Source organism: Haloimpatiens lingqiaonensis (assembly GCF_901447495.1).
GTDB classification, from domain to species: domain Bacteria; phylum Bacillota; class Clostridia; order Clostridiales; family Clostridiaceae; genus Haloimpatiens; species Haloimpatiens lingqiaonensis.
This window is the reverse complement of record NZ_CABDWS010000028.1, coordinates 1-25,499: the sequence shown is the minus strand read 5'-3', so window position 1 is coordinate 25,499 and position 25,499 is coordinate 1. Positions and strand designations below refer to the sequence as shown.

At 31.9% G+C, this 25,499-nt stretch carries 17 protein-coding genes, 5 tRNA genes, 1 pseudogene and 3 other annotated features; of the genes and pseudogenes, 22 read left to right on the top strand and 1 reads right to left on the bottom strand.

What is annotated here, in order from left to right:
* Nucleotides 1-35 precede the first annotated feature (35 nt).
* The 6 genes from hslO (at nt 36) to FGK85_RS07320 (ending at nt 1,794) form a co-directional block, all read left to right on the top strand.
* Nucleotides 36-917, top strand: coding sequence for an Hsp33 family molecular chaperone HslO (hslO, locus tag FGK85_RS07345; RefSeq protein ID WP_138205180.1), 882 nt, complete (start codon nt 36-38; stop codon nt 915-917).
* Between the two features lie 468 nt (nt 918-1,385).
* Nucleotides 1,386-1,461: transfer RNA gene (locus FGK85_RS07340), tRNA-Val, on the top strand.
* An 8-nt stretch (nt 1,462-1,469) separates the two neighbouring features.
* Nucleotides 1,470-1,546, top strand: a tRNA-Asp gene (locus tag FGK85_RS07335).
* Between the two features lie 5 nt (nt 1,547-1,551).
* Nucleotides 1,552-1,627, top strand: a tRNA-Phe gene (locus tag FGK85_RS07330).
* A 7-nt stretch (nt 1,628-1,634) separates the two neighbouring features.
* A tRNA-Gly gene (locus FGK85_RS07325) sits at nt 1,635-1,710 on the top strand.
* Between the two features lie 9 nt (nt 1,711-1,719).
* Nucleotides 1,720-1,794: transfer RNA gene (locus FGK85_RS07320), tRNA-Cys, on the top strand.
* Between the two features lie 388 nt (nt 1,795-2,182).
* Here FGK85_RS07320 and FGK85_RS07315 read toward each other — a convergent pair.
* Entirely contained in the window at nt 2,183-2,893 is a 711-nt protein-coding gene (locus FGK85_RS07315; RefSeq protein WP_138205178.1) for a DUF6873 family GME fold protein, read from the bottom strand.
* A 338-nt stretch (nt 2,894-3,231) separates the two neighbouring features.
* Between FGK85_RS07315 and ytxC the strand changes: the two genes are divergently transcribed.
* From ytxC to FGK85_RS07235, 16 genes and pseudogenes are all read left to right on the top strand, one after another.
* On the top strand, nt 3,232-4,140 hold the full coding sequence (gene ytxC, locus FGK85_RS07310; protein ID WP_138205176.1) for a putative sporulation protein YtxC: 909 nt from the start codon (nt 3,232-3,234) through the stop codon (nt 4,138-4,140).
* A 134-nt stretch (nt 4,141-4,274) separates the two neighbouring features.
* Nucleotides 4,275-4,493: a binding site (T-box leader), on the top strand.
* Nucleotides 4,494-4,624: 131 nt separating this feature from the next.
* On the top strand, nt 4,625-6,538 hold the full coding sequence (gene thrS / locus FGK85_RS07305) for a threonine--tRNA ligase (protein WP_138205174.1): 1,914 nt from the start codon (nt 4,625-4,627) through the stop codon (nt 6,536-6,538).
* A gap of 228 nt (nt 6,539-6,766) precedes the next feature.
* Nucleotides 6,767-6,878: a sequence feature (ribosomal protein L20 leader region), on the top strand.
* A gap of 17 nt (nt 6,879-6,895) precedes the next feature.
* Complete coding sequence (gene infC, locus FGK85_RS07300; protein WP_171011356.1) at nt 6,896-7,423, top strand: translation initiation factor IF-3; 528 nt, start codon at nt 6,896-6,898, stop codon at nt 7,421-7,423.
* Nucleotides 7,424-7,442: 19 nt separating this feature from the next.
* Complete coding sequence (gene rpmI, locus FGK85_RS07295) at nt 7,443-7,640, top strand: 50S ribosomal protein L35 (protein WP_138205172.1); 198 nt, start codon at nt 7,443-7,445, stop codon at nt 7,638-7,640.
* A gap of 32 nt (nt 7,641-7,672) precedes the next feature.
* Complete coding sequence (gene rplT, locus FGK85_RS07290) at nt 7,673-8,026, top strand: 50S ribosomal protein L20 (RefSeq protein ID WP_138205170.1); 354 nt, start codon at nt 7,673-7,675, stop codon at nt 8,024-8,026.
* A 144-nt stretch (nt 8,027-8,170) separates the two neighbouring features.
* Entirely contained in the window at nt 8,171-9,511 is a 1,341-nt protein-coding gene (locus tag FGK85_RS07285; protein WP_138205168.1) for a TrkH family potassium uptake protein, read from the top strand.
* A gap of 10 nt (nt 9,512-9,521) precedes the next feature.
* Nucleotides 9,522-10,181, top strand: a complete 660-nt coding sequence (locus FGK85_RS07280; RefSeq protein ID WP_138205166.1) for a potassium channel family protein — start codon at nt 9,522-9,524, stop codon at nt 10,179-10,181.
* Nucleotides 10,182-10,196: 15 nt separating this feature from the next.
* Entirely contained in the window at nt 10,197-10,979 is a 783-nt protein-coding gene (locus FGK85_RS07275; RefSeq protein ID WP_138205164.1) for a TrmH family RNA methyltransferase, read from the top strand.
* Between the two features lie 103 nt (nt 10,980-11,082).
* Nucleotides 11,083-11,298 (top strand) — a binding site (T-box leader).
* Nucleotides 11,299-11,526: 228 nt separating this feature from the next.
* A pseudogene (pheS, locus tag FGK85_RS07270) lies at nt 11,527-12,483 on the top strand (phenylalanine--tRNA ligase subunit alpha); the annotation flags it as partial.
* A gap of 150 nt (nt 12,484-12,633) precedes the next feature.
* Complete coding sequence (gene pheT, locus FGK85_RS07265) at nt 12,634-15,012, top strand: phenylalanine--tRNA ligase subunit beta (protein WP_138205160.1); 2,379 nt, start codon at nt 12,634-12,636, stop codon at nt 15,010-15,012.
* Nucleotides 15,013-15,125: 113 nt separating this feature from the next.
* On the top strand, nt 15,126-15,722 hold the full coding sequence (locus FGK85_RS07260; protein WP_138205158.1) for a cell division protein ZapA: 597 nt from the start codon (nt 15,126-15,128) through the stop codon (nt 15,720-15,722).
* Between the two features lie 117 nt (nt 15,723-15,839).
* Nucleotides 15,840-16,847, top strand: coding sequence for a glycosyltransferase family 4 protein (locus FGK85_RS07255; RefSeq protein ID WP_138205156.1), 1,008 nt, complete (start codon nt 15,840-15,842; stop codon nt 16,845-16,847).
* A 229-nt stretch (nt 16,848-17,076) separates the two neighbouring features.
* The gene (locus FGK85_RS07250) at nt 17,077-19,473 is read left to right on the top strand and encodes a U32 family peptidase (RefSeq protein WP_138205154.1); all 2,397 of its coding nucleotides are present in this window, start codon (nt 17,077-17,079) and stop codon (nt 19,471-19,473) included.
* 241 nt (nt 19,474-19,714) lie between these two features.
* Nucleotides 19,715-22,084 (top strand): endonuclease MutS2, encoded by a 2,370-nt coding sequence (locus tag FGK85_RS07245; protein ID WP_138205152.1) that lies wholly within the window; start codon nt 19,715-19,717, stop codon nt 22,082-22,084.
* A 262-nt stretch (nt 22,085-22,346) separates the two neighbouring features.
* A complete protein-coding gene (locus FGK85_RS07240) occupies nt 22,347-22,796 on the top strand; it encodes a 2-thiouracil desulfurase family protein (RefSeq protein ID WP_138205150.1) in 450 nt (149 codons plus the stop codon).
* Between the two features lie 248 nt (nt 22,797-23,044).
* Nucleotides 23,045-24,058 carry an alpha-hydroxy-acid oxidizing protein gene (locus FGK85_RS07235; protein ID WP_138205148.1) on the top strand — a complete coding sequence of 338 codons (1,014 nt, stop codon included), beginning with the start codon at nt 23,045-23,047 and terminating at the stop codon, nt 24,056-24,058.
* The last annotated feature ends 1,441 nt before the right edge of the window (nt 24,059-25,499 follow it).

Below are 25,499 nucleotides of genomic sequence, written 5' to 3'. Positions count from 1 at the left end.
AGGAAGCCTTTGTGAATTAGCACAAAGGTGAAGATATGGCGGATAAATTAGTTAGAGCTGTAGCAAAGGATGGTCAGGTAAGAATAATAGGAGGAGATACCACAGAACTTGTAAGTGAGGCGGTAAAGATGCATGAATGTGCAGCTACTGCAGCAGCGGCTTATGGAAGAATGCTTACCTGTGGAAGCTTAATGGGTACTATGTTAAAATCCTCAAAGGATACTTTAACACTTAAAATAGATGGAAGAGGACCAGCTAGGGGCATAGTAGTTACTGCATATAGTGATGGTCACGTAAAAGGTTATATAGGAAATCCCAATGTAGATTTAGAACCTAATAGCTTAGGGAAGCTAGATGTAGGAGGAGCTATTGGTAGAAATGGAGAATTATTAATTATAAGGGATATGGGACTTAAAGAACCTTATGTGGGGCGTGTTCCTATATACACAGGAGAAGTTGGAGACGATTTAGCGTATTATTTTACTGTATCAGAGCAAACACCATCAGCAGTGGCAGTGGGCGTTTTAGTGGATAAAGATTTGAGTATAAAATCTGCAGGTGGATTTATAATTCAAATGATGCCAGATGCGGATGAGCTTTTAGCAGATTTAATAACTTATAGATTAGAAGAAATTCCACCTATAAGTAAATTGCTTTCTGAAGGTAAGACTGTAGAGGAGATTTTAAATCTAATATTTGAGGATATGGATCTTAAAATATTAGAAGAGATTCATCCAGAATATAAATGCGATTGTTCAAGAGAAAAGGTGGAGAAGGCTTTAATAAGCATAGGTAAAAAGGATTTAGAAGAAATATATAACGAAGGTAAAGAGGAAGAATTGGTTTGTCAATTCTGCAATAAAAAGTATAAGTTTACTCATGAGGACATTGGGGAGATTTTGAAGAATATCATTTAATTATTAACTGAATTTTCGAGCATAAGTCTTAAGCTTTATCTAGATAAATAAATGTTTTTAATTTAAAATTTAAAATTTAAAATCGGAATTTGTGGAGAAGGTAAGAAGTAAGAAGTAAGAGTTAAGGAGGATTTTCCTTCACTGCGTTACGGAAAATCTTTAATTAAATATGAGTAATGGGATATTTGGAAAAGCTATAACTGGTTCATTAAACAAACTAGGTATAGCTTTTCTTTTTAAATTATAGTTAATTTCTAAAAGAGTTTTATACTTGTAAATGGATGAAAAGAGGAACCCTCATCAGTTAAACTGAATATATTATATAGAAGTAAAAAGAAAAACGAAATATATAGAAGGAAATTCATGTATTATTAAAATAATTAGTATTAAAGAGTCAATTTAATGTTGACATATTCTTTGAAATTGTGTATTATAAATATGCGAGTTGATTGAAGCACTCGATTATGTGGGCGCATAGCTCAGCTGGGAGAGCATCTGCCTTACAAGCAGAGGGTCACAGGTTCGAGCCCTGTTGTGCCCACCACATAATATGGCCCAGTGGCTCAGTTGGTTAGAGTGCCGGCCTGTCACGCCGGAGGTCGAGGGTTCGAGTCCCTTCTGGGTCGCCATATTAGGCTGGATAGCTCAGTCGGTAGAGCAGAGGACTGAAAATCCTCGTGTCCCTGGTTCGATTCCTGGTCCAGCCACCAGTACCATGCGGAAATGGCTCAGCTGGTAGAGCGCCACCTTGCCAAGGTGGATGTCGCGGGTTCGAGTCCCGTTTTCCGCTCCAATTTGATATGGCGCTATGGCCAAGTGGTAAGGCAAAGGTCTGCAAAATCTTCATTCCCCGGTTCAAATCCGGGTGGCGCCTCCAAAAAAAGAACTATGCGTAGCATAGTTCTTTTTTTAGTGGGCTAGTGTGTCAGAGGGCTAGATATTAGTGGGCTAGTGTGTCAGTGTGCTAGTGTGCTAGAGATGGAGGATTTTCCTACGCTATGCTACGGAAAATCTTTAATTATAGAAGTTTAGCGCTTAAAGATTTTTTAGGTGTGGGTCCGTTGATTTATTAAGATTTCGAGGGATAGAAGAAAGTCTAGCTATTTTTGCGACCTAACGGTCTGCGGGCTTACCAGCCCTTTAATTAAGTGAAAAAAATAATTCCAGTAAAAACAAAATTTTTACTGGAATTTATTATACGATAAATCTCCGCTTTAATTAGAATTTAGTGGCCGGAAAAACGTAGCTTTTCCGCCACTAGCCCACTAGCCCACTAGCCCACTGAATAAGCTTCCTCTATCTACAAGAGGACCTTTCCTAAGAAAAACAGGTTTAACCTGATATTTTTCTAAAAAACTCATAACTTCCCTTCCGTATTTATAGTAATTTAAATCACCGTAAAAGGCTAAAAAGCCTTCTTCTAAAAAACCGCAAGTTCCACCAATAAATCCATAGTCTAAACCGGGTAGAGATATATCACCTGGTGGGAGGAATAATACATCTTTATTTTCTTTTTCCAATACATTTTTAATGGAAGGGTCAGAAGTTATAAAGGCATTAGAATTTATAATTGCAGTGGAACATTTAGTGTATCCTTGTTTTACATTTAAAATTTTTTTGCCTTCTATATTATTAAGTATAGATGGATCTGTATACTTTGTGTAGTGAATAAATATATCGCCTACATTCACTGCATTTAAGCCAATATCGTAAGGATAACTTTTCTCTAAAGGATTTTTTGATAGAATAACTTCCAGATTCATTTTTTCTAGTGTGTCTATAAAATTTCTAGGAGTGTTTTTGTGTACTACTATAGTGTTATTATTTAAAAAGTGCAAAAGCATATCAGGGTGACCACATACTGCGCTATATAATACTTGGCTAGGGGGACAACATAATACTTCATAGCCTAACTTTTGTAAATTATCCTTTTCTTCTTTATCTATTCTAAAATCTACAACAATAAATTTTTTCATAAAAATCACCTTTTCATACATAAATGAATTTATTTTGTAAAATATAAACTTATAACTTATATTATCACAAGACTTAAATTTGTAAATAAAAAATAAAGTGATAATATAAATTATTCAACTTTCGCATATAAATTTTAAGTTCTACACTATACAAGGTAAGAAGTAAAAGGCAGCTATGTCTCTGGATAACGATCTCTAACCTTCAGTTGGAGTAAAAACTCCATCTGAAGCTAAGAGCTCTGTTTATATTTTTATTTTATAACTGCGAAAGTTGAATTAAGCTACTAATTGAATTTAAACAAAAATATTCTCACTATAAATGAAAGTGGGTGATTCCAATGTTGCTACTTACAATAGTTTTTAAAGGAGAAAAGGAAGAACTTATATATGATATTAATGAAATTGAAGAAAGACTAAGAAATAAAGATATACATATAGGAATATATAAAGAGAAAGAGGAGGAATTTAATGTACTGAAAATATTTTCTTCGGATAATAGTGATTTACCTAAGAAAACCATGGATATTATCTATTACAATTTAATGGAAATAATTTATAATCATATAATATTGGAGTTTTATTATATGGAAGTAGATTATATACTTAATGAGGATTATTTCTTTCTAGGAAAGGAAGAAATAGAAGAAGTGAAGATAAGTTTGTTTAATATACTTACTAATTTTCAAGGGATTAATGATGAAAAATCTGTTTATTTTTCTAACAGAATGAATGAAATAAAGGAAGATATCTTAAATGTTATAAAGGAAAATAATTTAATAAATATACATGGATATTTACGCTTTAGAATACGTGAAATTAAGAAAAAAGTATGCTTAATAATTGATAAAATAATTGAAAGTATTATGGTAGAGAAGGAATATGATGAGTTTATAAAACTTCTTAAATATTTTGTAGGAATGCAGGACAATAAAATAAATAAGTTACATATATTCATAGATAATAAAGGTGACTATATCATAAAAGATGAGAAAGAAAATAATATTATGAACAAATTTAAAAAAGAAAGTTTTGCGGAGGATATTGCTGAAGCTGTTGATATGGAGGATGTGATAATTAGTGGGCTTGTAACAAGTTCACCTAAAAAAATTATTATACATGGAGCGAATAATTGTAAAAATAAAGAGTTTATAAATACCATAGAAAATGTATTTGAAAGCAGGGTTACCTTATGCGATGGGTGTGAACAGTGCAGAAAATTATTAAGTAAAAATGTGAAAAATAATTAGTAGCAATTAGAATAATTCAGGATAATTATAAAAATGGAGCAGAAATAATCGGAAATAATCAGAAAAAATAATTAGTATCTATTGACATTTTAAATTAAAAGTAATATACTTTAATAAATTTTAGATATTTTAATTAAAATACTGTGAAAAGGAAGAGTAAACAGTATACTGTTCTCAGAGAGAAGGATTCATAGGCTGAAAGATCCTTTGAATAAGAATTGTTGAAAACCACCTTTGAGTAGCGTGCTGAAGTTAGTAGGCATTGCCGTTGCCAGCGTTAAAGGCTTCAAGTGGATAATTGAAGTTTATTTTATTATCAATTTGGGTGGAACCGCGATATACTCGTCCCATATATGGGATGAGTTTAATTATTTTTTGCTAAAACATTTTTGATTATTATCCAGAGGCTTAACTATGATTATTCTCCAAATACATGGAGAGGTAGCATGGTCATGGAATAAATAAAGAAAAAGGAGGATTTAAAATGGTTAAAGTAACATTAAAGGATGGAAAAGTTATAGAGGTAGCAAAAGGAACCAAAGTTAGTGATATTGCTATGAAAATAAGTCCAGCTCTTTACAAAAAAGCATTAGCTGCTAAAGTAAATGGAGAAAAAGCTGAACTTATGACTGAGATAAATGAAGATTGTACTTTAGAAATAGCAACTTTTGAAGATGAAGATGGAAGATGGGCTTTAAGACATACTGCATCACATATTTTAGCTCAAGCAGTAAAAAGATTATATCCAGAAGTAAAATTAGCTATAGGACCAGCTATAGATACAGGATTTTATTATGATTTTGAAGCGGATTTTTCTTTTACACCAGAAATAATGGAAAATATAGAAAAAGAAATGAAAAAGATAGTTAAGGAAGATTTAAAGTTAGAGAGATTTGAACTTCCAAGAGAAGAAGCAATAAAATACGTGAAGGAAAAAGGCGAAGATTACAAGGTAGAACTTATAGAGGATTTACCAGAGGATGCAGTAATTTCTTTCTATAGACAAGGTGAGTTTGTGGATTTATGTGCAGGGCCCCATGTACCGTCTACAAAGAAAGTAAAAGCTATAAAATTATTATCTTTAGCAGGAGCTTATTGGAGAGGTGATGAAAATAAGCAAATGCTTCAAAGAATTTATGGAACAGCCTTTACAAAACAAAGCGAGCTTGATGAATATATTAATATGCTAGAGGAAGCTAAAAAGAGAGATCATAGAAAACTAGGTAAGGAGCTTGGATTATTTGCAATACATGATGAGGGTCCAGGATTCCCATTCTTTTATCCAAAGGGAATGATTCTTAGAAATATACTTGAAGATTATTGGAGAGAAGTGCATAGAAAAGCAGGATATGATGAAATTAAAACTCCAATTATATTAAATGAAGCTTTATGGCATCAATCAGGACACTGGGATCATTACAAAGAAAATATGTATTTTACAAAAATTGATGAGGAAGATTATGCAGTAAAACCAATGAATTGTCCAGGAGCTATGCTAGTTTACAAGGATGGAATGCATTCTTATAGAGATTTACCTTTAAGATTAGGTGAATTAGGACTTGTTCACAGACATGAGCTTTCGGGTGCATTACATGGACTTATGAGAGTTAGATGCTTTACTCAGGACGATGCCCATATATTTATGACTAAGGATCAAATAACAGATGAAGTACTTGGAGTAGTTAATTTAATAGATGAATTCTATAAAATGTTTGGATTCCAATATTTTGTAGAACTTTCAACAAGACCAGAAAATTCTATGGGTAGTGATGAGGATTGGGAAGCTGCAACTAATGGATTGAGAGCTGCTCTTGAAAAAGCAGGACTTGAGTATAAAGTTAATGAAGGTGATGGAGCTTTCTATGGTCCAAAGATAGATTTCCATTTGAGAGATTGCATAGGAAGAACTTGGCAATGCGGAACAATTCAGCTAGATTTCCAATTACCAGAGAGATTTGATCTTTCATATGTAGGAGCAGATGGAGAAAAACACAGACCAGTAACAGTTCACAGAGTTGTGTTTGGAAGTATTGAAAGATTCATAGGCATACTTATAGAACATTTTGCAGGAGCATTCCCAACATGGTTAGCACCAGTTCAAGTTAAGGTTATGAATATAACTGATAGAAGCTTAGAATACTGTAAAGAGCTAGAAGCTAAGTTAAAGGAAGAGGGCATAAGAGTAGAAATTGATTTTAGAAATGAAAAGATAGGATATAAGATAAGAGAAGCTCAGCTTCAAAAAATTCCTTATATGCTTGTGATTGGTGATAAGGAAATGACAGAGAACAAAATAGCAATTAGAAGTAGAAAAGAGGGAGATTTAGGAACTAGCACTATAGATGAATTTATAGGTAAGATAAAAGAAGAAATAAATAATAAAGTAAACAGTTTATAATATAAAGTTACCAATATAAAATTGTACATTAACAATAATAGTAAGGTATTCAACTTTCGCACATAAAGTTCAAGCTCTACATTAGATTAATGAGGGTTTTTAAATTTTATATTTTTATTTTATAACTGAAAGTTGAATAAGTTAAATTACGAATTAAAGTTTATAATTTAGTGTTGACACAGAAGTATTAATGTAGTAGAATAACATTGTTAACTTAATAGAGATTTTAATTTAAAGTAGAAACAGCCGTTTCTCACCTTACAGCACAGCTAGTAAGGTAAATGATAAGTATATTTATGTGATATATAGAGGACGGCAAATGCCGTCCTTTTATTATATGTTTAATAACACCAGGAGGTGAATATTATTATTAAAGATAAAAGCCATTTAGTAAATGAAGACATAAGAGCAAAGGAAATAAGGGTCATAGGTGATGATGGTTCACAATTAGGAATAATCTCATCTAGAGAGGCTTTAGCCATAGCAGAAGAAAAGGAATTGGATTTAGTTATGATTGCGCCAAATGCTAATCCACCAGTATGTAGAATAATGGATTATGGCAAATTTATTTACGAACAGTCCAAAAAGGAAAAGGAAGCTAAGAAAAAACAAAATATTATAAACATTAAAGAAGTAAGATTAAGTCCTACCATTGAAGAGCATGATTTGGAAGTAAAAGCAAAGAATGCAAGGAAGTTCTTGGAAGCTGGAAATAAGGTTAAAGTAACTATTAGATTCAGAGGAAGAGAAGCAGACTATTCACATATAGGACGTAAAATAGTAGACAGTTTCTATCAATTGTTAGAAGATGTTTGCATAAAAGAAAAGGAAGCTAAATTAGAAGGAAGAAATATGATAATGGTTTTAGCTCCAAAAAGAGCATAATTGAGAGGAGGAATTTAGTATGCCAAAAATGAAAACTCATAGAGGCGCAGCTAAAAGATTTAAAGTGACAGGAACAGGAAAATTAAAGAGAGCTAAGGCTTTTAAAAGCCACATATTAACTAAAAAAAGCTCTAAAACAAAGAGAAATTTAAGACAAACTTCATACGTATCTGAATCACAAGAAAAAGTAATGAAGAAGTTATTACCATATCTATAGTTTAGAGCTTAAAGCAGAAGGAGGTTTTTAAGATGGCAAGAGTTAAAAGAGCGGTAAATGCTCGTAAAAAACATAAAAAAGTATTAAAACTTGCAAAAGGATACTACGGTTCAAGAAGCAAATTATTTAAAGTTGCTAATCAATCAGTTATAAGAGCATTAAGAGAAGCATATATAGGAAGAAAATTAAAGAAGAGAGATTACAGAAAATTATGGATAGCAAGAATAAATGCAGCTACTAGAATGAATGGTCTTTCTTACTCAAGATTTATGAATGGAATAAAACTTGCAGGAATAGATATGAACAGAAAAATGCTTTCTGAAATAGCTATAAATGATCCAAAAGCATTCTCTGAATTAGTAGAATTAGCAAAACAAAGTTTATAATATAAAAATGCGGCATAGTGTCGCATTTTTTTTATTTAAGCCTAAAGAAGGATTTCATATCTTTTGACAAATAAATTTTAAGTGATATAATGATAGAATAATTATCGCTTAAAGTAATTTATAGGCATAAAATGGGGTGATACAATGTCCGAAATATTAAAACATAAACCTAAGTTTACTCCCGTACAAATATTAGCTATAGGCTTTGCAATAGTTATATTTACAGGAGCTATTCTTTTAAATTTACCCATTGCATCTAGAACTGGAGTTAGAACACCATTTATAGATTGTATATTTACATCTACCTCAGCAGTATGTGTAACAGGACTTGTTACTTTAAATACAAGTGTACACTGGAGCTATTTTGGTAAAACTGTAATAATGGTACTTATTGAAATTGGTGGACTTGGTTTTATGTCCTTTGCAACAATGATAGCATTGATACTGGGTAAAAGAATTACTTTAAAGGAAAGGTTAGTAATGCAAGAAGCTATGAATTCTTTCTCATTGCAGGGAATTGTAAAATTAGCTAGGTATGTACTTTTCTTTACTTTTTTTATTCAGTCCATGGGAGCTTTGCTCTTGTCTACGCAATTCATACCAGAATATGGCTTAGGAAAGGGTATATATTTTAGTATATTCCACTCCATATCTGCCTTTTGTAATGCAGGATTTGATTTAACAGGAGATAGCTTAATACCTTATGCTAATAATCCAGTGGTAATAATCACTATAGCATTTCTTATAATGATAGGTGGATTAGGTTTTTTTGTTTGGGCAGAATTATATAATTATAAGCGTAGAAGAAAAATGTCATTACATTCTAAGGTTGTAATTACTGCTACTGCAATTTTAGTGGTTGTAGGTACCATATTGATGTTTCTATTTGAAAGCAATAATCCAGGAACATTAAGAGGAAAATCCATTTTTGAAAAGATTTTATCTTCATTTTTTGCAGCGGTAACACCTAGAACAGCAGGGTTTAACTCTATATCTACTTCTGCCATGAGTACAGCAGGTATATTTTTAACCATACTATTGATGTTTGTAGGAGGTTCTCCAGGGTCTACAGCAGGTGGTATTAAGACTTCTACAGCAGGATTGCTTCTTATGACAGTTGTTTCTGTTATAAAAGGAAAAGAAGAAACGGAAATATTTAAGAAGAGAATAAATAAGGAAATAGTTTATAGAGCATTTGCCATTGTTGTAATAAGTTTAGGTTTAGTAATAACAGTAACTATGATATTGTCAATAACAGAAGTAGGATTTCCTTTTGAGTACTTATTATATGAAGCTACATCAGCTTTTGCTACAGTAGGACTTACTTTAGGACTTACGCCTAAACTTACAGTAATAGGAAAAATAGTTTTAGCTTTGACCATGTATGCAGGAAGGGTAGGACCTTTGACTATAGCATTGGCATTAGCTAAAAATAAAAAGAAAAGTTCAATTAAATATCCTGAGGATAAAATACTAGTTGGATAGGGGTGTTATGATGAGTGGTAAACAATATGTAGTTATAGGACTTGGAAGATTTGGAACTTCTGTTGCCGAAACTCTTTACAAATTAGGAAATGATGTATTGGCTTTGGATTCTGATGAAGATGTAATACAAGACATATCTGATAAAGTAACTCATGCAGTGCAAGCAGATTGTACAGATGAAAATAGCCTTAATGCATTGGGGATTAAAAATTTTGATGTGGCTGTAATAAGTATTGGTTCTAATATGCAGTCTAGTGTAATGGCTACTTTGCTTGCAAAAGAATTAGGTGTAAAACACATAATAGCTAAGGCTAATAATAAATTGCATGCAAAAGTTCTTTATAAAATAGGAGCAGATAGAGTTATATTCCCTGAAAGAGATATGGGAGTTAGAGTTGCACATAATTTAGTATCGTCAAATATATTAGATTATATAGAACTTTCATCTGAATATAGTATTGCAGAAATAGCTAGTCCCAAAGAATGGCATGGCAAGAGCTTAGTAGAGCTAAATGTAAGATCTAGATATGGAATAAATATAATGGCCATTAAAAAGGGAAGCTATATAGATATTTCTCCATCAGCAGAGGATATGATAGAAGAGGGAGATATTATAGTAGCTATAGGAAGCATAGAAGATATAAATAAGTTGGAAAACATAATAAAATAAACTGAGGTGCAAACTTTGGATATAATAAAAAGTAAGGATAATAATATAATAAAAGAAGTAAAAAAGTTAAAAGAAAAAAAATACAGAGAAGAAAAAGAGAGTTTTTTAATAGAAGGATTTAGATTTGTAGAAGAGGCATTAAAATCTTCCTTTACAGTGGAACAAGTATTTATTGTTGATAAATGCATGAATAAATGGGAAGAGATGTGTAAAAATTTAAACTTAGAATCTAAAACTGCTATAGTAGTATCAGAGCAGGTGTTAAAACTTATAAGTAACACGGATAATCCACAGGGAATAATAGCTGTGGTTAAAAATCAACATATGAATATTAGTCAAAGGGAAGGTATGTACTTATTAGCAGATAGAATACAGGATCCAGGAAACATGGGAACAATAATAAGAACAGCCCATGCAGTAGGAGCTCTAGGAGTTATAGTTACTAAGGGCACTGTAGATATATATAATGATAAAACCCTTCGCTCTACCATGGGTTCAATATTTAATATACCTGTTATTCAAGATAAGGATTTAACTACAGTAAAAGAATTAGTGAATGAAGGATTTAAACTTGTAGCTAGCTATTTGGATAATGAAAGTGAAGATTTTTATGATGTAGATTTACCGTCAAAGGGAATTTTCATTGTAGGCAATGAGGGCAATGGTATAAGTGAGGAAATAGTAAATATGTCTCATATGAAGGTTAAGATACCGATGCCCGGTGGAGCTGAGTCATTAAATGCTTCAGTAGCAGCTTCTATAATGATGTATGAATTTTTAAGGCAAAAGCGTAAATAACTATGCTTTCACACTTGCCCATAGGCAATAAATGTGATAAACTATAACAAATATTAAAGAAAGCTCATACCTTTTAGGTGGTGAGTGGTTCACAATAGTATATTTACAAACTGTGATGAAGAGAGTAGATATAGAAAATTCTACAGGGAGAAAAAACCATGGATTGAGAGTTTTTTTATTTATTTTTTATATTGAAGTTCACTTCGGAGTTCTAACTGCGAAATTATAGTAGTGGTTAGCGGATTTAACCGTTATTATTATTGAGAGGACTTTGTAAAAAGTCAATCAGGGTGGTACCGCGGATATATTCGTCCCTTTTTTAGGGGCGTTTTTTTATTGCAAAATAAATTAAAAAGTTCCTTTGGAATTTAAAAATTTGTTTTATATTTTAAATTATTTATATTGATACTATGTTAAATATAACTAAGGCAAGGAGCTCTGTTTATTCCTTGTAAATAAGATATTTTGGAAAGGAGAGAAAAAAATGAAGGAGAATCTTCAACAAATAAAGGAAAGCGCTTTAGAAGAATTAAAGAAGGTTGTAAGTAAAGATGAACTTGAAGCTATAAGAGTTAAATATTTAGGAAAAAAAGGAGAGTTAACTTCTATTTTAAGAGGAATGGGAAAACTCTCAGCAGAAGAAAGACCATTAGTAGGTAAATTAGCAAATGAGGTTAGAGAGTGTATAGACAATGTAATTACTAAGGCTACAGAAGATATGAAGAAAATAGAAAAAGAAAAAAGATTTCAAAGCGAAGTAATTGATATATCTATGCCAGGGAAAAAACAAACTGTTGGTAAGAGACATCCTTTGGATTTAACATTAGAAAATGTAAAAGATATATTCATATCCATGGGATTTGCTATTGAAGAAGGTCCAGAAGTAGAAAAGGATTATTATAATTTTGAAGCTTTAAATATTCCAAAGGATCATCCAGCAAGAGGGGAGCAGGATACTTTTTATATAAATGACAATGTAGTACTTAGAACTCAAACCTCCCCTATACAAATAAGAACTATGGAGAATGAAAAACCACCTATAAAGATGATTGCGCCAGGTAAGGTTTATCGTTCAGATGACCTAGATGCTACTCATTCACCAATTTTCTATCAAATAGAAGGATTAGTAATAGATAAAGGTATAACCTTTGCGGATTTAAAAGGAACACTAGAAACCTTTGTAAAGAAAATGTTCGGGGATAAAATGGAAACAAAGTTTAGACCACATCATTTTCCATTTACAGAGCCTTCAGCAGAAATGGATGCTACTTGCTTCGTGTGTGGTGGTAAAGGCTGCAGAGTATGTAAAAACAGTGGATGGATAGAAATATTAGGTTGTGGAATGGTACATCCACAGGTTTTAAGAAATTGTGGAATAGACCCAGAGGTTTACAGTGGATTTGCCTTTGGATTTGGATTAGATAGAATGGTTATGCTTAAATATGGCATAGATGACATTAGACTTCTTTATGAAAGTGACATGAGATTCTTAAATCAATTCTAATAAATTATTTATTAGAAGTTTGTAATCTAATTATTGCCTAAAAACTGTAGAGCAGACAGCGATGATTGGGGAACAAATAAAACATTAGAATTTAATAAAAGACTGGAAATTAATAATAGATTGGAAATTAATAATAGGAGGTAGAGTGGAGTGTTAGTACCAGTAAAATGGCTTAAGGATTATGTTGATATAAATGTTTCACCAAAAGAGTTAGCAGATAGATTGACCATGTCAGGGTCAAAGGTTGAGGAACTTATTGTAACTGGAGATGAAATACAAAATGTTGTTACAGGAAAGTTAATAAAGATAGAAAAACATCCAGATGCAGATAAGCTTTCTATATGCCAAGTGGATATAGGAAAGGAAGAGCCTATACAAATAGTTACAGCAGCTACAAATATGAAGGAGCAGGATGTAGTTCCTACAGCTCTACATGGTTCTACATTACATGGAGGACTTAAAATTAAAAAAGGTAAATTAAGAGGAGTAGTTTCTAATGGTATGTTTTGTTCAGAAGAAGAACTGGGCATAGCAGGAGATGAACCAGTTTACGGACTTATGATACTTCCACAGGATACTCCAGTTGGAAAAGATATTAAAGAAGTAGTGGAGATGACTAGTGCTTTAATAGATTTTGAAATAACTTCAAATAGAAGAGATTGCTTCAGTATATTAGGTATGGCAAGGGAAACAGCAGCTACTTTAGGTGTAAGCTATAAAAAACCTTCATTAAACTACACTAGTAAATGCAGTGAAAATATAGAGGATATTTTAAAAGTGGAAGTTAAAGATGAACTTTGCAGAAGATATATGGCAAGGGGAGTTAAAAATATTAAAATACAACCTTCTCCTTCATGGATGCAGGAAAGACTTTTAGAGGCTGGGGTTAGACCTATAAACAATATAGTGGATATAACTAATTTTGTTATGCTTGAATTAGGCCAACCAATGCATGCCTTTGATAGAAGAGACATAGAGGGAAATAAGATAGTTGTAGAAAAAGCAGTAAATGGAGAAAAATTCATAACTTTAGATGAAGAAGAAAGAACATTAGATGACACTATGCTTTGCATAAAGGACGGAAATAGAACTGTTGCTTTAGCTGGTATAATGGGTGGATTAAATTCAGAGGTAAAAGAAGATACTGCTGAGATAATATTTGAATGTGCTAACTTTAATGGGGTTAACATAAGAAATTCTTCTAAAAAATTAGTGTTAAGAACAGAATCTTCATCTAAATTTGAAAAAGACTTGGATCCAAATTTAGTGGAAATGGCTATGAATAGAGCGTGCCACCTTATAGAAGAATTAGGTGCAGGAGAAGTCTTAGAGGGTACTATAGATATATATAATGAAAAATTAGAACCCCATACTTTAGATGTAGACTGCAATTGGATAAATAAATTTTTAGGCATAGATATATCTAAAGAAAATATGAAAGAGTATTTAGATAGATTAGATTTAAATACTCAAATTAATGGAGATATGCTTCATATAGCAGTGCCTACTTTTAGATCAGATGTAAATATAAAGGAAGATGTAGCAGAAGAAATAGTTAGAATATATGGCTATAACAATGTTAAGAGCACTATGCCATCTAGCGAGACTGCAAAAGCTGGTAAAAATATAAAGCAAAAACTAGAAGATAAAGTTATAGAAGCTTTAATTTCTAGTGGATTGAATCAATCTATAAGCTATTCTTTTGTAAGTCCTAAAATATTCGATAAAATATTAGTACCAGAAAATAGTGAACTTAGAAAAGCTGTTAAAATAAAAAATCCTTTAGGTGAAGACTATAGCATAATGAGAACCACTACCATAGCTTCTATGGTGGAATCATTACAAAGAAACTATACAAGAAGCAATGATGAGGTTAGATTATTTGAAATAGGAAAAGTTTATATAGCTGATGAAGATGAGAATAACTTGCCAGAAGAGAGAAATATACTTACTATAGGAATGTATGGAGATACAGACTACTTCTATTTAAAGGGCGTAGTGGAGAATGTACTAGAAGTTTTAGGAGTGGAGAAAGCTTCATTTAAACGTGAAAGTGAAAATACTGCCTTCCATCCTGGAAAAACAGCAGCATTATATGTGGGAAAAGAGTGTGCAGGTATTTTAGGAGAAATTCATCCAGATGTATGTGAAAACTATGAAGTAAGTGAAAACTGTTATGTGGCAGAATTGAATTTAGATATATTATTCCAAAATGCAGTATTAGAAAGAAAATATAAACCACTTCCAAAATTCCCAGCAGTAACAAGGGATTTAGCTGTTTTAGTAAATGAGGAAGTATTGGTTCAAGAAATAGAAGAGATAATTAAAAAACAAGGTGGAAACTTACTAGAAAGCTACAGATTATTTGATGTATACCAAGGTAAGCAAATACCAGAGGGTAAGAAGAGTGTAGCATATGCTTTAATTTATAGATTAGAGGATAGGACTCTTACAGATAAGGAAGTTACCAAGGTACATGATAAAATACTTAGATCTCTTGAGTATAAATTAGGAGCAGAATTGAGATAAAAATTCATTGTAAACCCTTATTAGTGTTTTATATAGCATAAATATGTGATACAATATAATAAAATATGGATAATTTTTAAAATAATATTCACTTTATCTAAGAGGGTGTTTAAATGAATACTATTACTGTTAAAATAAATGGTTTAGAATACAACTTAAAAGGTGAAGAATGTCAAGAATATCTTCAAAAGGTAGCTACTTATGTGGATAACAAAATGCAGGATTTAATGGACAACAATGAGAAGTTAAGTGTTTCTGCTGCTGCTGTTTTAACTGCATTAAATTCTGTAGATGAGATGTTTAAGATAGAGGGTATATATAAAGAGCTTCTTCAGAAAACAAAGGATATTGAAAAAAATGAGGAGCTTTTAAAGGACCAAATACAATATCTTAAAAAGCAAATTACACATCTGGAGGAGTATAATTCTGAGCTTCAGAAAAGGTTGAATTCTAGTACTGACCATGAAGAAATAGAAAAGAAGAATGAAATAATAGAAAATCTAAATGATCAGATTTCTATACTAGAGGAAAGTGCTAAAAGCTATTTGTATGACAAAAACAAGTTTAAAGCAGAGAATAAAGAATTAAAATTTCAATTACATTCTGCTAAGTATAAAATAATCAATTTAGAAAATACGCTTTTAGAAAGCCAAATAGGTTTAGCTAAAGCAAAAAAGAAAATGAATATAAGTGTAGAGAAAAGTAGTTAATTAATTTACTGCCTTAAATTAGTAAAAGATTTAGGGCAGTATTTTTATTTTGTGATATTTATTTTTTTATCTGCATAGTAATATTTAAAAAGATAAACTAATTAGGGGGAGGGCATAATGAAGGTATTGCTATGTACGAGAGAAGATTATATGAGGAATTTTGAAGGGGATTCTAAACAGGTATTAAAAACTTGTGAGTATCTTAAGGAAAAGAAAGTTAATGTGTATATAAATAATGGTCATATAAGTGATTTTTCGGAGTATGATATTATTCATTTATTTAATTTAACTAGGGTAGGAGAGATATATAAGTACTATAAAATTGCCCATGGATATAAAAAACCTTTAGTTATATCGCCTATATATTGGGATATAGAGAAATACTATTTATATAAAAATGATGAAGAAAAATTAAATTTGTGGAAAAAAGCTTACTTATATAGAGAGGAAATATTAAAAGGATGTCACCGAGTGTTTGCAAATAGTTATATGGAAAAGGAATTACTTATAAGAGAATTTGGAATATGTAGTGATGCTGTAGAAGTTGTGTACACTGGGGTAGAAGTGGAACATGAGGATATACCTTTGTATAATTTTAGGGAAAGATATAAACTAAATAAATATGTACTTTGTGTTGGGAGAATATCACCTAAAAAAAATCAGTTGCTTTTAGCAAAAATTTGCGAAAAGTTAGGAATTCAATTAGTAATAATTGGCCAAGTTAAGGATAAAGAGTATTTTAAAAAATGTATGAAATATAGAAATGTAGTGTATTTAGGGTTTATGGATAGTTACAATATATACAATGCCTATAGATTTGCAAAAGTCCATGCTTTGGTTAGTTTTGTGGAAAAGCCCGGTATGTCTTCATTGGAAGCAGCAGCCTGTGGGTGCAATATAGTATCTACTAGTGAGGGTTGTGCAGAAGAATATTTTGGGGATATGGCCTATTATTGCAATCCTTATGATGAAGATAGCATATCACAAGCCTTAGAAGAAGCAATTAATAAAAGAAAGAATTATAAATTAAAAGAATATGTTAAGGAGAATTATCAATGGGGTAGAAGTGTAGATAAGATTTATAGAAACTATATAGATATGCTAGATAAAAAAGAAAACTGTTAAATATAAATATGGGATTGTGGCGTTAAGAAATTTACATACAATATAATGTTTTGCAAGTTTGGATTTAACATAATATATTGTAGAATTAATTCTTAGTGCAACATTCCCTTATTTATTTTCTGGGAAATAATAATATAGACATTTTATTAGGTGTATTTTAGCTATAAGTAGTAAGAATTTTCTATTTGGTGTATAATAATTATTATATTACATATTGGGAGAGATTTTAATGAACGCAGAAAGAAAAATAGAAATATTAGCGCCAGCAGGAAGTTTAGAAAGTTTATATGCAGCAGTACAGGCAGGAACAGATGCAGTGTATTTAGGGGGAAATAAATTCTCCGCAAGAGCCTATGCCTCTAATTTTGATGAGGAAACCATGATAAATGCAATAAATTATTGTCATGCTTATGGGGTTAAGGTTTATATTACTGTTAACACTTTAATAAAAGAAAAAGAGATTAAGGAACTTACTGAGTATATAGGATTTTTGTATAATATAGGGGTTGATGCTCTTATAGTTCAGGATATGGGAGTTATAAAAATTATTAAGGATAAGTTCCCAGATTTTGAGGTGCATTCATCTACTCAAACTACAGTGCATAATGGAGAAGGGGCAAAACTTATGAGCTCGTTAGGAGTTAAGAGAGTGGTTTTAGCTAGAGAAATGTCCCTTAAGGAGATTGAGTATATATCAAAAGATTTAAATATAGAGACAGAAGTTTTTGTACATGGAGCCCTTTGTATATGTTATTCTGGCCAATGTCTTATGAGCAGTATGATTGGTGGAAGAAGTGGAAATAGAGGAAGGTGCGCTCAGCCATGCAGATTGCCTTATAACATTATAAATAAGGTGACGGGGGAAGAAAAAAAAGGATATCTTTTAAGTCCTAAAGATATATGTAGCTTAGAGTTTTTAAAGGAATTAGTTCAGAGTGGAACTTCTTCACTAAAGATAGAGGGAAGAATGAAAAGACCGGAATATGTGGCTGGAGTTGTTAGCATCTATAGAAATGCTTTGGACAGTATATATGAAAAAGGATATATAGATGGAGAATATGTAAATTCTGGTTTGAATAAGCTTAAGCAACTTTTTAATAGAGAGGGTTTTTCTAAGGGGTATATGTTTAAAAATGAAGGAAAGGACATGATGGCATATAACTTTCCTAAAAATACAGGGGTGTTATTAGGAAAAAGTGATAATGCAGGATTTGTTACTCTTCAACAGGATTTGAAGGTAGAGGACGGAGTTAGATTTAGGGATAAGGGATTTACTGTATCTAAAATGATTAAAAATGGAAACAACGTGGAAAAAGCCTATAAAGGGGATGTGGTTAAAATATTCCCTTGCAATTATAAAGGGGGAGACATTCTTTACAAAACTTCTGATGTAGAGCTTTTAGAAAATTTAAGCCTTTACTATAAGAATCCATATAATAAGAGAGTGTATATGACTTTAAAGGTTAAATTTAAAATAGATGAAAAAATAGAAATTAGCACAGAATTTAATGGAAAAGAAATAAAGATTACAGGAGATGTGGTGCAAAGGGCATTAAAAAGACCGCTAGAACAGCAAAGAATTATAGAAAATCTTTGTAAAACTAAGGACACACCTTTTGAGTTTTCTCCAGTGGAATTTTCCTGCTATGAGGAAGGTTTTATGCCAATGTCTTCTATAAATAATGTGAGACGTGAACTAGTTCAGGAGATATATGATAATATTAAAGAAGCAAATTCTAGGGAAAAGCTATTTGAAGTCGTAAATGAACATAAAAACATAGTCGGAAAAATAGATGCAAAAACAGATAAAAATGAAGCAGAAGTGAAAAATCTTGAGCAGTGCGTGGTTTTAGTTTCTACAAAGGGACAGTTAAAGGCAGCTTTAGATATGCATGTAAAAAGTATATGTATAGATTTATTTATAAAAAATGAAAAATTCAATTTAGGGGATTTAGATCAAAAGGTTTATTTAAAAATACCTAATATATTAAAAGAGGGGGAATTTATCAAGACTTGCGATTATATAGAAAAGAATTTAGATAAAATACTAGGTATTGTAACGGCTAACTTAGGTATAATTAATAAGTTTAGAGGCAGAACTTCCATAATAGGCGATTATAAGCTCAATATATTTAATAGTAAAGCATTGAATTTTTATGATAATTTATTGGATTTATGTGCTTTAAGTGTAGAATTAAACAGAGAAGAGATAAAAGATATATTAAAAAATGAAGCTATACCAGCACAATACGTTATTTATGGAAAGACAGAGCTTATGGTAAGTCAGTATTGTCCTATTGGAAGTGTTATGGGGGGAATGAGTAGTGATAAAAATTGTAATGGAAAATGCAAGAGTGGAAGCTTTGTAATAAAGGATAGAACTGGAGCAGAGTTCCCTATAATTACAGATGATTTTTGTAGAAGTCATATATATAATAGCGTAAGTAGTAATTTGATTCCTAATTTAGATAGTCTTAAGAAAATAGGTATAAAGCATTTTAGGATAGATTTTATTGATGAAAATTACGAAGAAACTTGTAAAGTTCTAAAGAGCTTTAATGAAGGAATATGGCAAGGGGAGTTTAATAATTATACTAGAGGGCACTTTAGAAGAGGAGCAGAATAGAGTGCTAGTTTGCTAGAGTGCCAGTGTTAGTGGGCTAGTTTGCTAGAGTGCCAGTGTTAGTGGGCTAGTGTGCTAGAGGGCTAGCGTGCTAGTATTAAGTGCGTTAGTTTATGTAGTAACTCTCCACTCCCGATTCTCAACTTTCAACTAGCAATTAGTTGGATGAAAGGATAGAAGAAAAATATTACAGTGTGTTAGTTACCGTTATGGCAGCTTTTGGAATAAGTAGGAGGATAGAAGTATGAATGAGAAATCGCTTAGGGTTTTAGAATATCAGAAAATAAAGGACATGGTTAAGAAGTTTACAAGTACTGCAGCGGCAAAATCTATTATAGATCAGTTGCAGCCTTATGATAATGTTTATGAGGTTAGAGAGCATTTAGAGGAAACTAAGGAGGCGTTTGATCTTTTAGTGAGAAAAGGTGCACCTCCTTTTGAAGGAGTTTATGATGTAAGAGAAGCTGTAAGCATGGCTTCTAAAGGGGCTTCTTTAATGCCGGGTCAGCTTCTTAAAATAGCACAAATGCTTAGATGTGCCAGAAGATTTAAGGAATATATATATCATAAGGAAGATGAAGAAGGTTACAGAGTTATAGAGGATATATGTATAGGAATTATACCTCTTAAAAATATAGAGGATGAAATATTTAATGCCATAATTGGAGAAGAAGAAATAGCAGATAGAGCTAGTTCTGCATTATATTCTATTAGAAAAAATTTAAAAGATAAAGAGTCCTCTGTTAAGGATAAAGTTGGTTCTATGATGAGAAACTATTCTCAATACTTACAGGATAACTTATATACTATAAGAGGGGATAGATATGTGCTTCCGGTGAGGGCAGAGCATAAAGGTCAAGTGCAGGGACTTGTACATGATCAAAGTTCTTCAGGAGCCACATTATTTATAGAGCCTATGGGTCTTGTTAATTTAAATAATGAAATAAAGGAGTTAAGGCTAAAGGAGAAGGCTGAAATTGAAAGAATTTTGGCTATGTTGTCCTCTAGAATATATGATTCTATAGTGGCAGTAAGAAATAATGGTGATATTGTATGGGAATTAGATTTTATATTTGCAAAGGCTAAATTTGCTAGTGAATATGATTGTACAAATCCAATAGTAAGTGAAGAGGGAGTAATAGATTTAATTCAAGCAAGACATCCTCTTATAAGTAAAGATATAGTGGTGCCTAATGATGTATATTTAGGAAGAGAATTTACATCACTAGTAATAACAGGTCCTAATACTGGTGGTAAAACTGTTACATTAAAGACAGTGGGATTACTAGAGGTTATGGCGTTAAGTGGAATTATGATTCCTGTAAGGGACAATTCTACTATAGGATTTTTTAAAGAAGTTTTTGCAGACATAGGAGATGAGCAAAGTATAGAGCAAAGTTTATCTACATTTTCATCTCATATGACTAATATAGTGAATATTATTGAAAAGGCAGATGAAAATTCTCTTGTATTATTTGATGAGCTAGGGGCAGGAACAGATCCTACAGAGGGAGCAGCTCTTGCAGTGGCAATATTGGATGAACTTAAAAATAGAGGAAGTAAAATAGTTGCAACTACTCACTATAGTGAATTAAAAGGCTATGCCCTAAAGGCACCAGGGGTGGAAAATGCATCTGTGGAATTTAATGTGGAAACATTAAGACCAACCTATAGACTTTTAATAGGTATACCTGGAAAATCCAATGCCTTTGAAATTTCAAGAAGATTAGGTTTACCTGATTATATAATAACCAGTTCAAAAGAAAAGATAGCTGAGGATTCTCTTCAATTTGAAGATTTAATTCAAAGTCTTCAAGATAAAAGTATAAAAGCAGAGCAAAATGCAAGAGAAACAGAAATGCTTAAACTGCAGGCAGCTAAAATAAAAGAGAAGTATGAGGAAAAGCTATATAAAGTAGATAAATCTAGAGAAAAAGCTCTTATGGAAGCTCAAAGAGAAGCTAAGAGATTAATAAAAGAGGCTAAAGAAGAGGCAGATTCCATACTTAAAAATATAAGAGAACTAGAGAGAAGGGGTTACTCTTCAGATGTAAGAAGGGAATTAGAAGAAGAAAGAAAGAAACTTAAGGATAAGTTAGAATCTGTTGATGATAAGATACAAAACACCATATCAGATAATGGAGAAAAATTAACTACTGTTGAAGAAGGACAGGAGGTATTTGTACCTTCTTTAAATCAAAAGGTTACAGTGATGTCTAAACCAGATAACAAGGGTGAAGTTCTTGTGCAAGCTGGGATATTAAAAATAAATGTAAAATTAGAAGATTTAAGATACGTTAAAGAAAGCAAAGAAGAAAAGAAAATAAAGAGAGCAAAGGAAAAAAGAGAAGCTAAATTAAGATTATCCACTGTAGCTACATCTATAGACTTAAGAGGAATGGATGCAATGGAAGCTGTGTTTACTACAGATAAATATTTAGATGATGCCTGCATGGCAGGGTTATCAGAGGTAAGTATAATACATGGTAAGGGTACTGGAGTGCTTAGAAATGCTATAAATGATATGCTAAAAAGACATCCTCATGTGAAAAATTATAGATTAGGAAACTATGGAGAAGGCGGCACTGGGGTTACGGTGGTAGAAATTAAGTAGAGGGCGTTAAATAGTGGGCTAGTGTGCCAGTGTGCTAGTGTGCTAGAGCAGGAGGATTTTCTTTAGAGGGCTAAAGGAAATCTGTGGAATTAGTATTTTGAGTATTTTTTGGGAGTGACTTAAGCTTTTATGGATAAAGTGAATTTTAACCAAGAAGCTCGCACTTCAGCGTGAGCAACTGATGGGGGAGTTCACTTAGTAATTGATATTTGATATTTGGACTTTGATATTTTATATTTCATAGTTGGAGGAAGGCAAAGTTATGATAATTGTTAGTGCGTGTCTTTGTGGAATAAACTGTAAGTACAGTGGTGGTAATAATCTAAACCAGAAGGTTTTAGAACTTGTTAAAGAAGGTAAGGCTATACCAGTTTGTCCAGAGCAATTGGGAGGACTTTCAACACCTAGAATACCCCATGAAATAAAAGGCGGCACTGGAAAAGAGGTATTAGAAGGAAGTGCTAAACTTATAAATCCAAAGGGTGGAGATTCTACTAAAGAATTTATAAAAGGAGCTTATGAAACCCTAAAAATAGCACAGGCGGTTAGAGCTAAAAAAGCTATATTAAAAGCAAAAAGCCCTTCCTGTGGGTGTGGACTAATATATGATGGAACTTTTACAGGAAACAAAATAAAAGGCAATGGAGTTACAGCAGAATTGCTTTTGCAAAATGGAATAGAAGTTATTACAGATGAAATAATTGATAAATGACAATTGACAATTGACAATTGAGAATTGACAATGAAGGATAAAACTCCTTTAGGAGTTTTTAAAATTAAAATTTAAGGAATTCATTTGGAAGTTTAACTTTTATTTTACATTCTAAATTTTAAATTAAAAATGTTTATTCATTTAATTTAGAGCTTGAAATTTATGTATGAAAGCTAAGATAATATAAGATAATATTTGATATTTAATATTTGATCTTTGTTATTTCTAAAAAGTGGGGAGTGGAAGATATGAATTATAAAGATGTACTTAAAAATGCAAAGGAAAATTTAAATGGAAGCTGCAGAGTGTGTTCAGTATGTAATGGAAAGGCTTGTGCAGGAGAAGTGCCTGGTATGGGTGGAAAGGGTACTGGAGATGCTTTTAAAATCAATATTGAAGCATTAGATTCTTATAAACTTAATATGCGAGTAATTCATAATGCAAAAAATCCAGATACTTCTGCAGAGTTGTTTGGTAAAAAATTAGACATACCTGTATTTGCAGCACCAGTGTCTGGTACTACTTTAAATATGGGAGGAAAATTTACTGAAGAGCAGTACATATCTTGGGTTATAAATGGATGCTTAGATGCAGGAACATACCCTATGGTTGGAGATACTGCTGTAGATTCATTTTTAATTACTAATCTTGAAGAATTAAAAAAAGCTAATGGACAAGGTATTGCTATAATAAAACCTTGGGAAAATAAAAATGTTATAGAAAAAATAAAAATGGCAGAGGAAGCTGGAGCTTTTGCTGTGGGCATGGACATAGATGCATGTGGACTTATAACATTAGCTCTCCACGGTAAACCAGTAATGCCAAAAACTGTAGATGAAATAAAAGAAATAGTAAATAGTACTAAATTGCCTTTTATACTAAAGGGAATAATGACTCCAGATGAAGCAGAACTTGCTGTAGAAGCAGGAGTAGATGCTATAGTTGTATCTAATCACGGTGGAAGAGTATTAGATCAAACTCCTGGAGTTGCAGATGTACTTCCAGAAATTGCAGAGAGAGTTAAAGGTAAAGTAACTATTCTTGCAGATGGCGGAGTAAGAACAGGAGTAGATATATTGAAGATGATAGCATTAGGAGCAGATGCGGTTCTTATAGGAAGACCTTTTGTGACTGCTTCCTTTGGAGGAGAAAGAGAAGGAGTTAAGTTATACATTGATTCATTAAAGCAGGATTTAAAATCAGCTATGGTGCTTACGGGATGTAATTCTATAAAAGAAATAAGTGATAGAATAATATACTAAAAGAATAGATTGTGAAGAAAGTGCCGTAGGAAAAAGCTGCCTTTAATTCCGTGATAAAATTGAAATTTTGGACTGTGAACAATACGCTAAGAACTAAGGGACAATTGACAATGGACAATTGACAATTAAGTAAGAAGTAAAAGATTAGGTACTAGGTACTGGGTACTAGGTGCTAGGAAAGGATGATTTTCCTCCACTGCGTTACGGAAAATCTTTAATTAAATATAAGCAATGGTATAGTGGGAAAAGGTATAACTGATTCATTAAATGGAGTAGTTATATCTTTTCTTTTAAGGGCTTAAAAAATCTTTTATTGGCGGTAGCCAGCGAAAATATAGAAATATTAAATATCAAATATCAAATATCAATTAATGTTGAAATTCCTATGGAATTTCTTAAATTAGAATTTGTGGAGGAAGTAAGAAGTGACAAGTGACAATGGACAATTGAAAATTAAGTAAGGGTTAAGAAGTAATAGGTAAAATTTCAGAAGTTTAGCACTTAAAAAGTTTTTTTTGGCGTAGCCAGCTGATTTATAATAAAAGACTTATTATATAAAATGGTTGGGGTAATCTACTTTAAAAAATGCAATTGAAAATTATTTATTAGGGTTATTAATGTTTTATGGGTTAAGTGAAAGTATGGCTATTGTGCGCCCTATAGGCCTGCGGGATTATCAGCCCTTTAACCACAACTATTACCTTTTACTTATTCACAAATTAATTATAAAAAACTCCTTGAGTTTTATCCTTAACTATTACTTCTTACTTTTTACTTCTTACCTACTTCTTACCTTTTTTCTTCTACAAACTAAGATTTATATAAACAATTGCCTTACGGCAAAATGAATGGAATTTTAATTACTATTTTATTTTAATAAGTATCATATAACTTTTCGAAAGGCTCCGCCTAAAAAATATTATGAGTCCCTTATTTATAAACAGATCTCTTAGCTTTAGATGGAATTTTTACTCCAACTGAAGCTAAGAGATCGTTATCCAGGGACGTAGCTGCCGTTATCTCCCACTTTGTTAGAAGTGGGAGTGTTACGGCAGGTAGTCATCGGATAACTTAAAGATTTTCTGAATAAAATGAAGAAAATCCACATTAATTGATATTTGATAATTGATATTTGATATTTGATATTTGATATTTGATATTTATATATTTATATATTTAGCCTGGCTATCGCCAATAAAAGATTATGAGCGCTTTTCTATTTATAGATTAAAGATTTTCCATAGCAAAGCGGCGGAAAATTATCCTTTAGTAGGCTGTCCCCCCCGTGATGATATATGCATGAACTGAAAAATCTGATTTTAAGGGAACAATAAATATATTTTTTTAGACTATTGAGCTAGCTTTAGAAATTCTTTGTTTTCAAATTTGAATACCCGTTAAGAAGCTTTCATTGCCTGAACGAGGAACGAGTGAGTTTGAA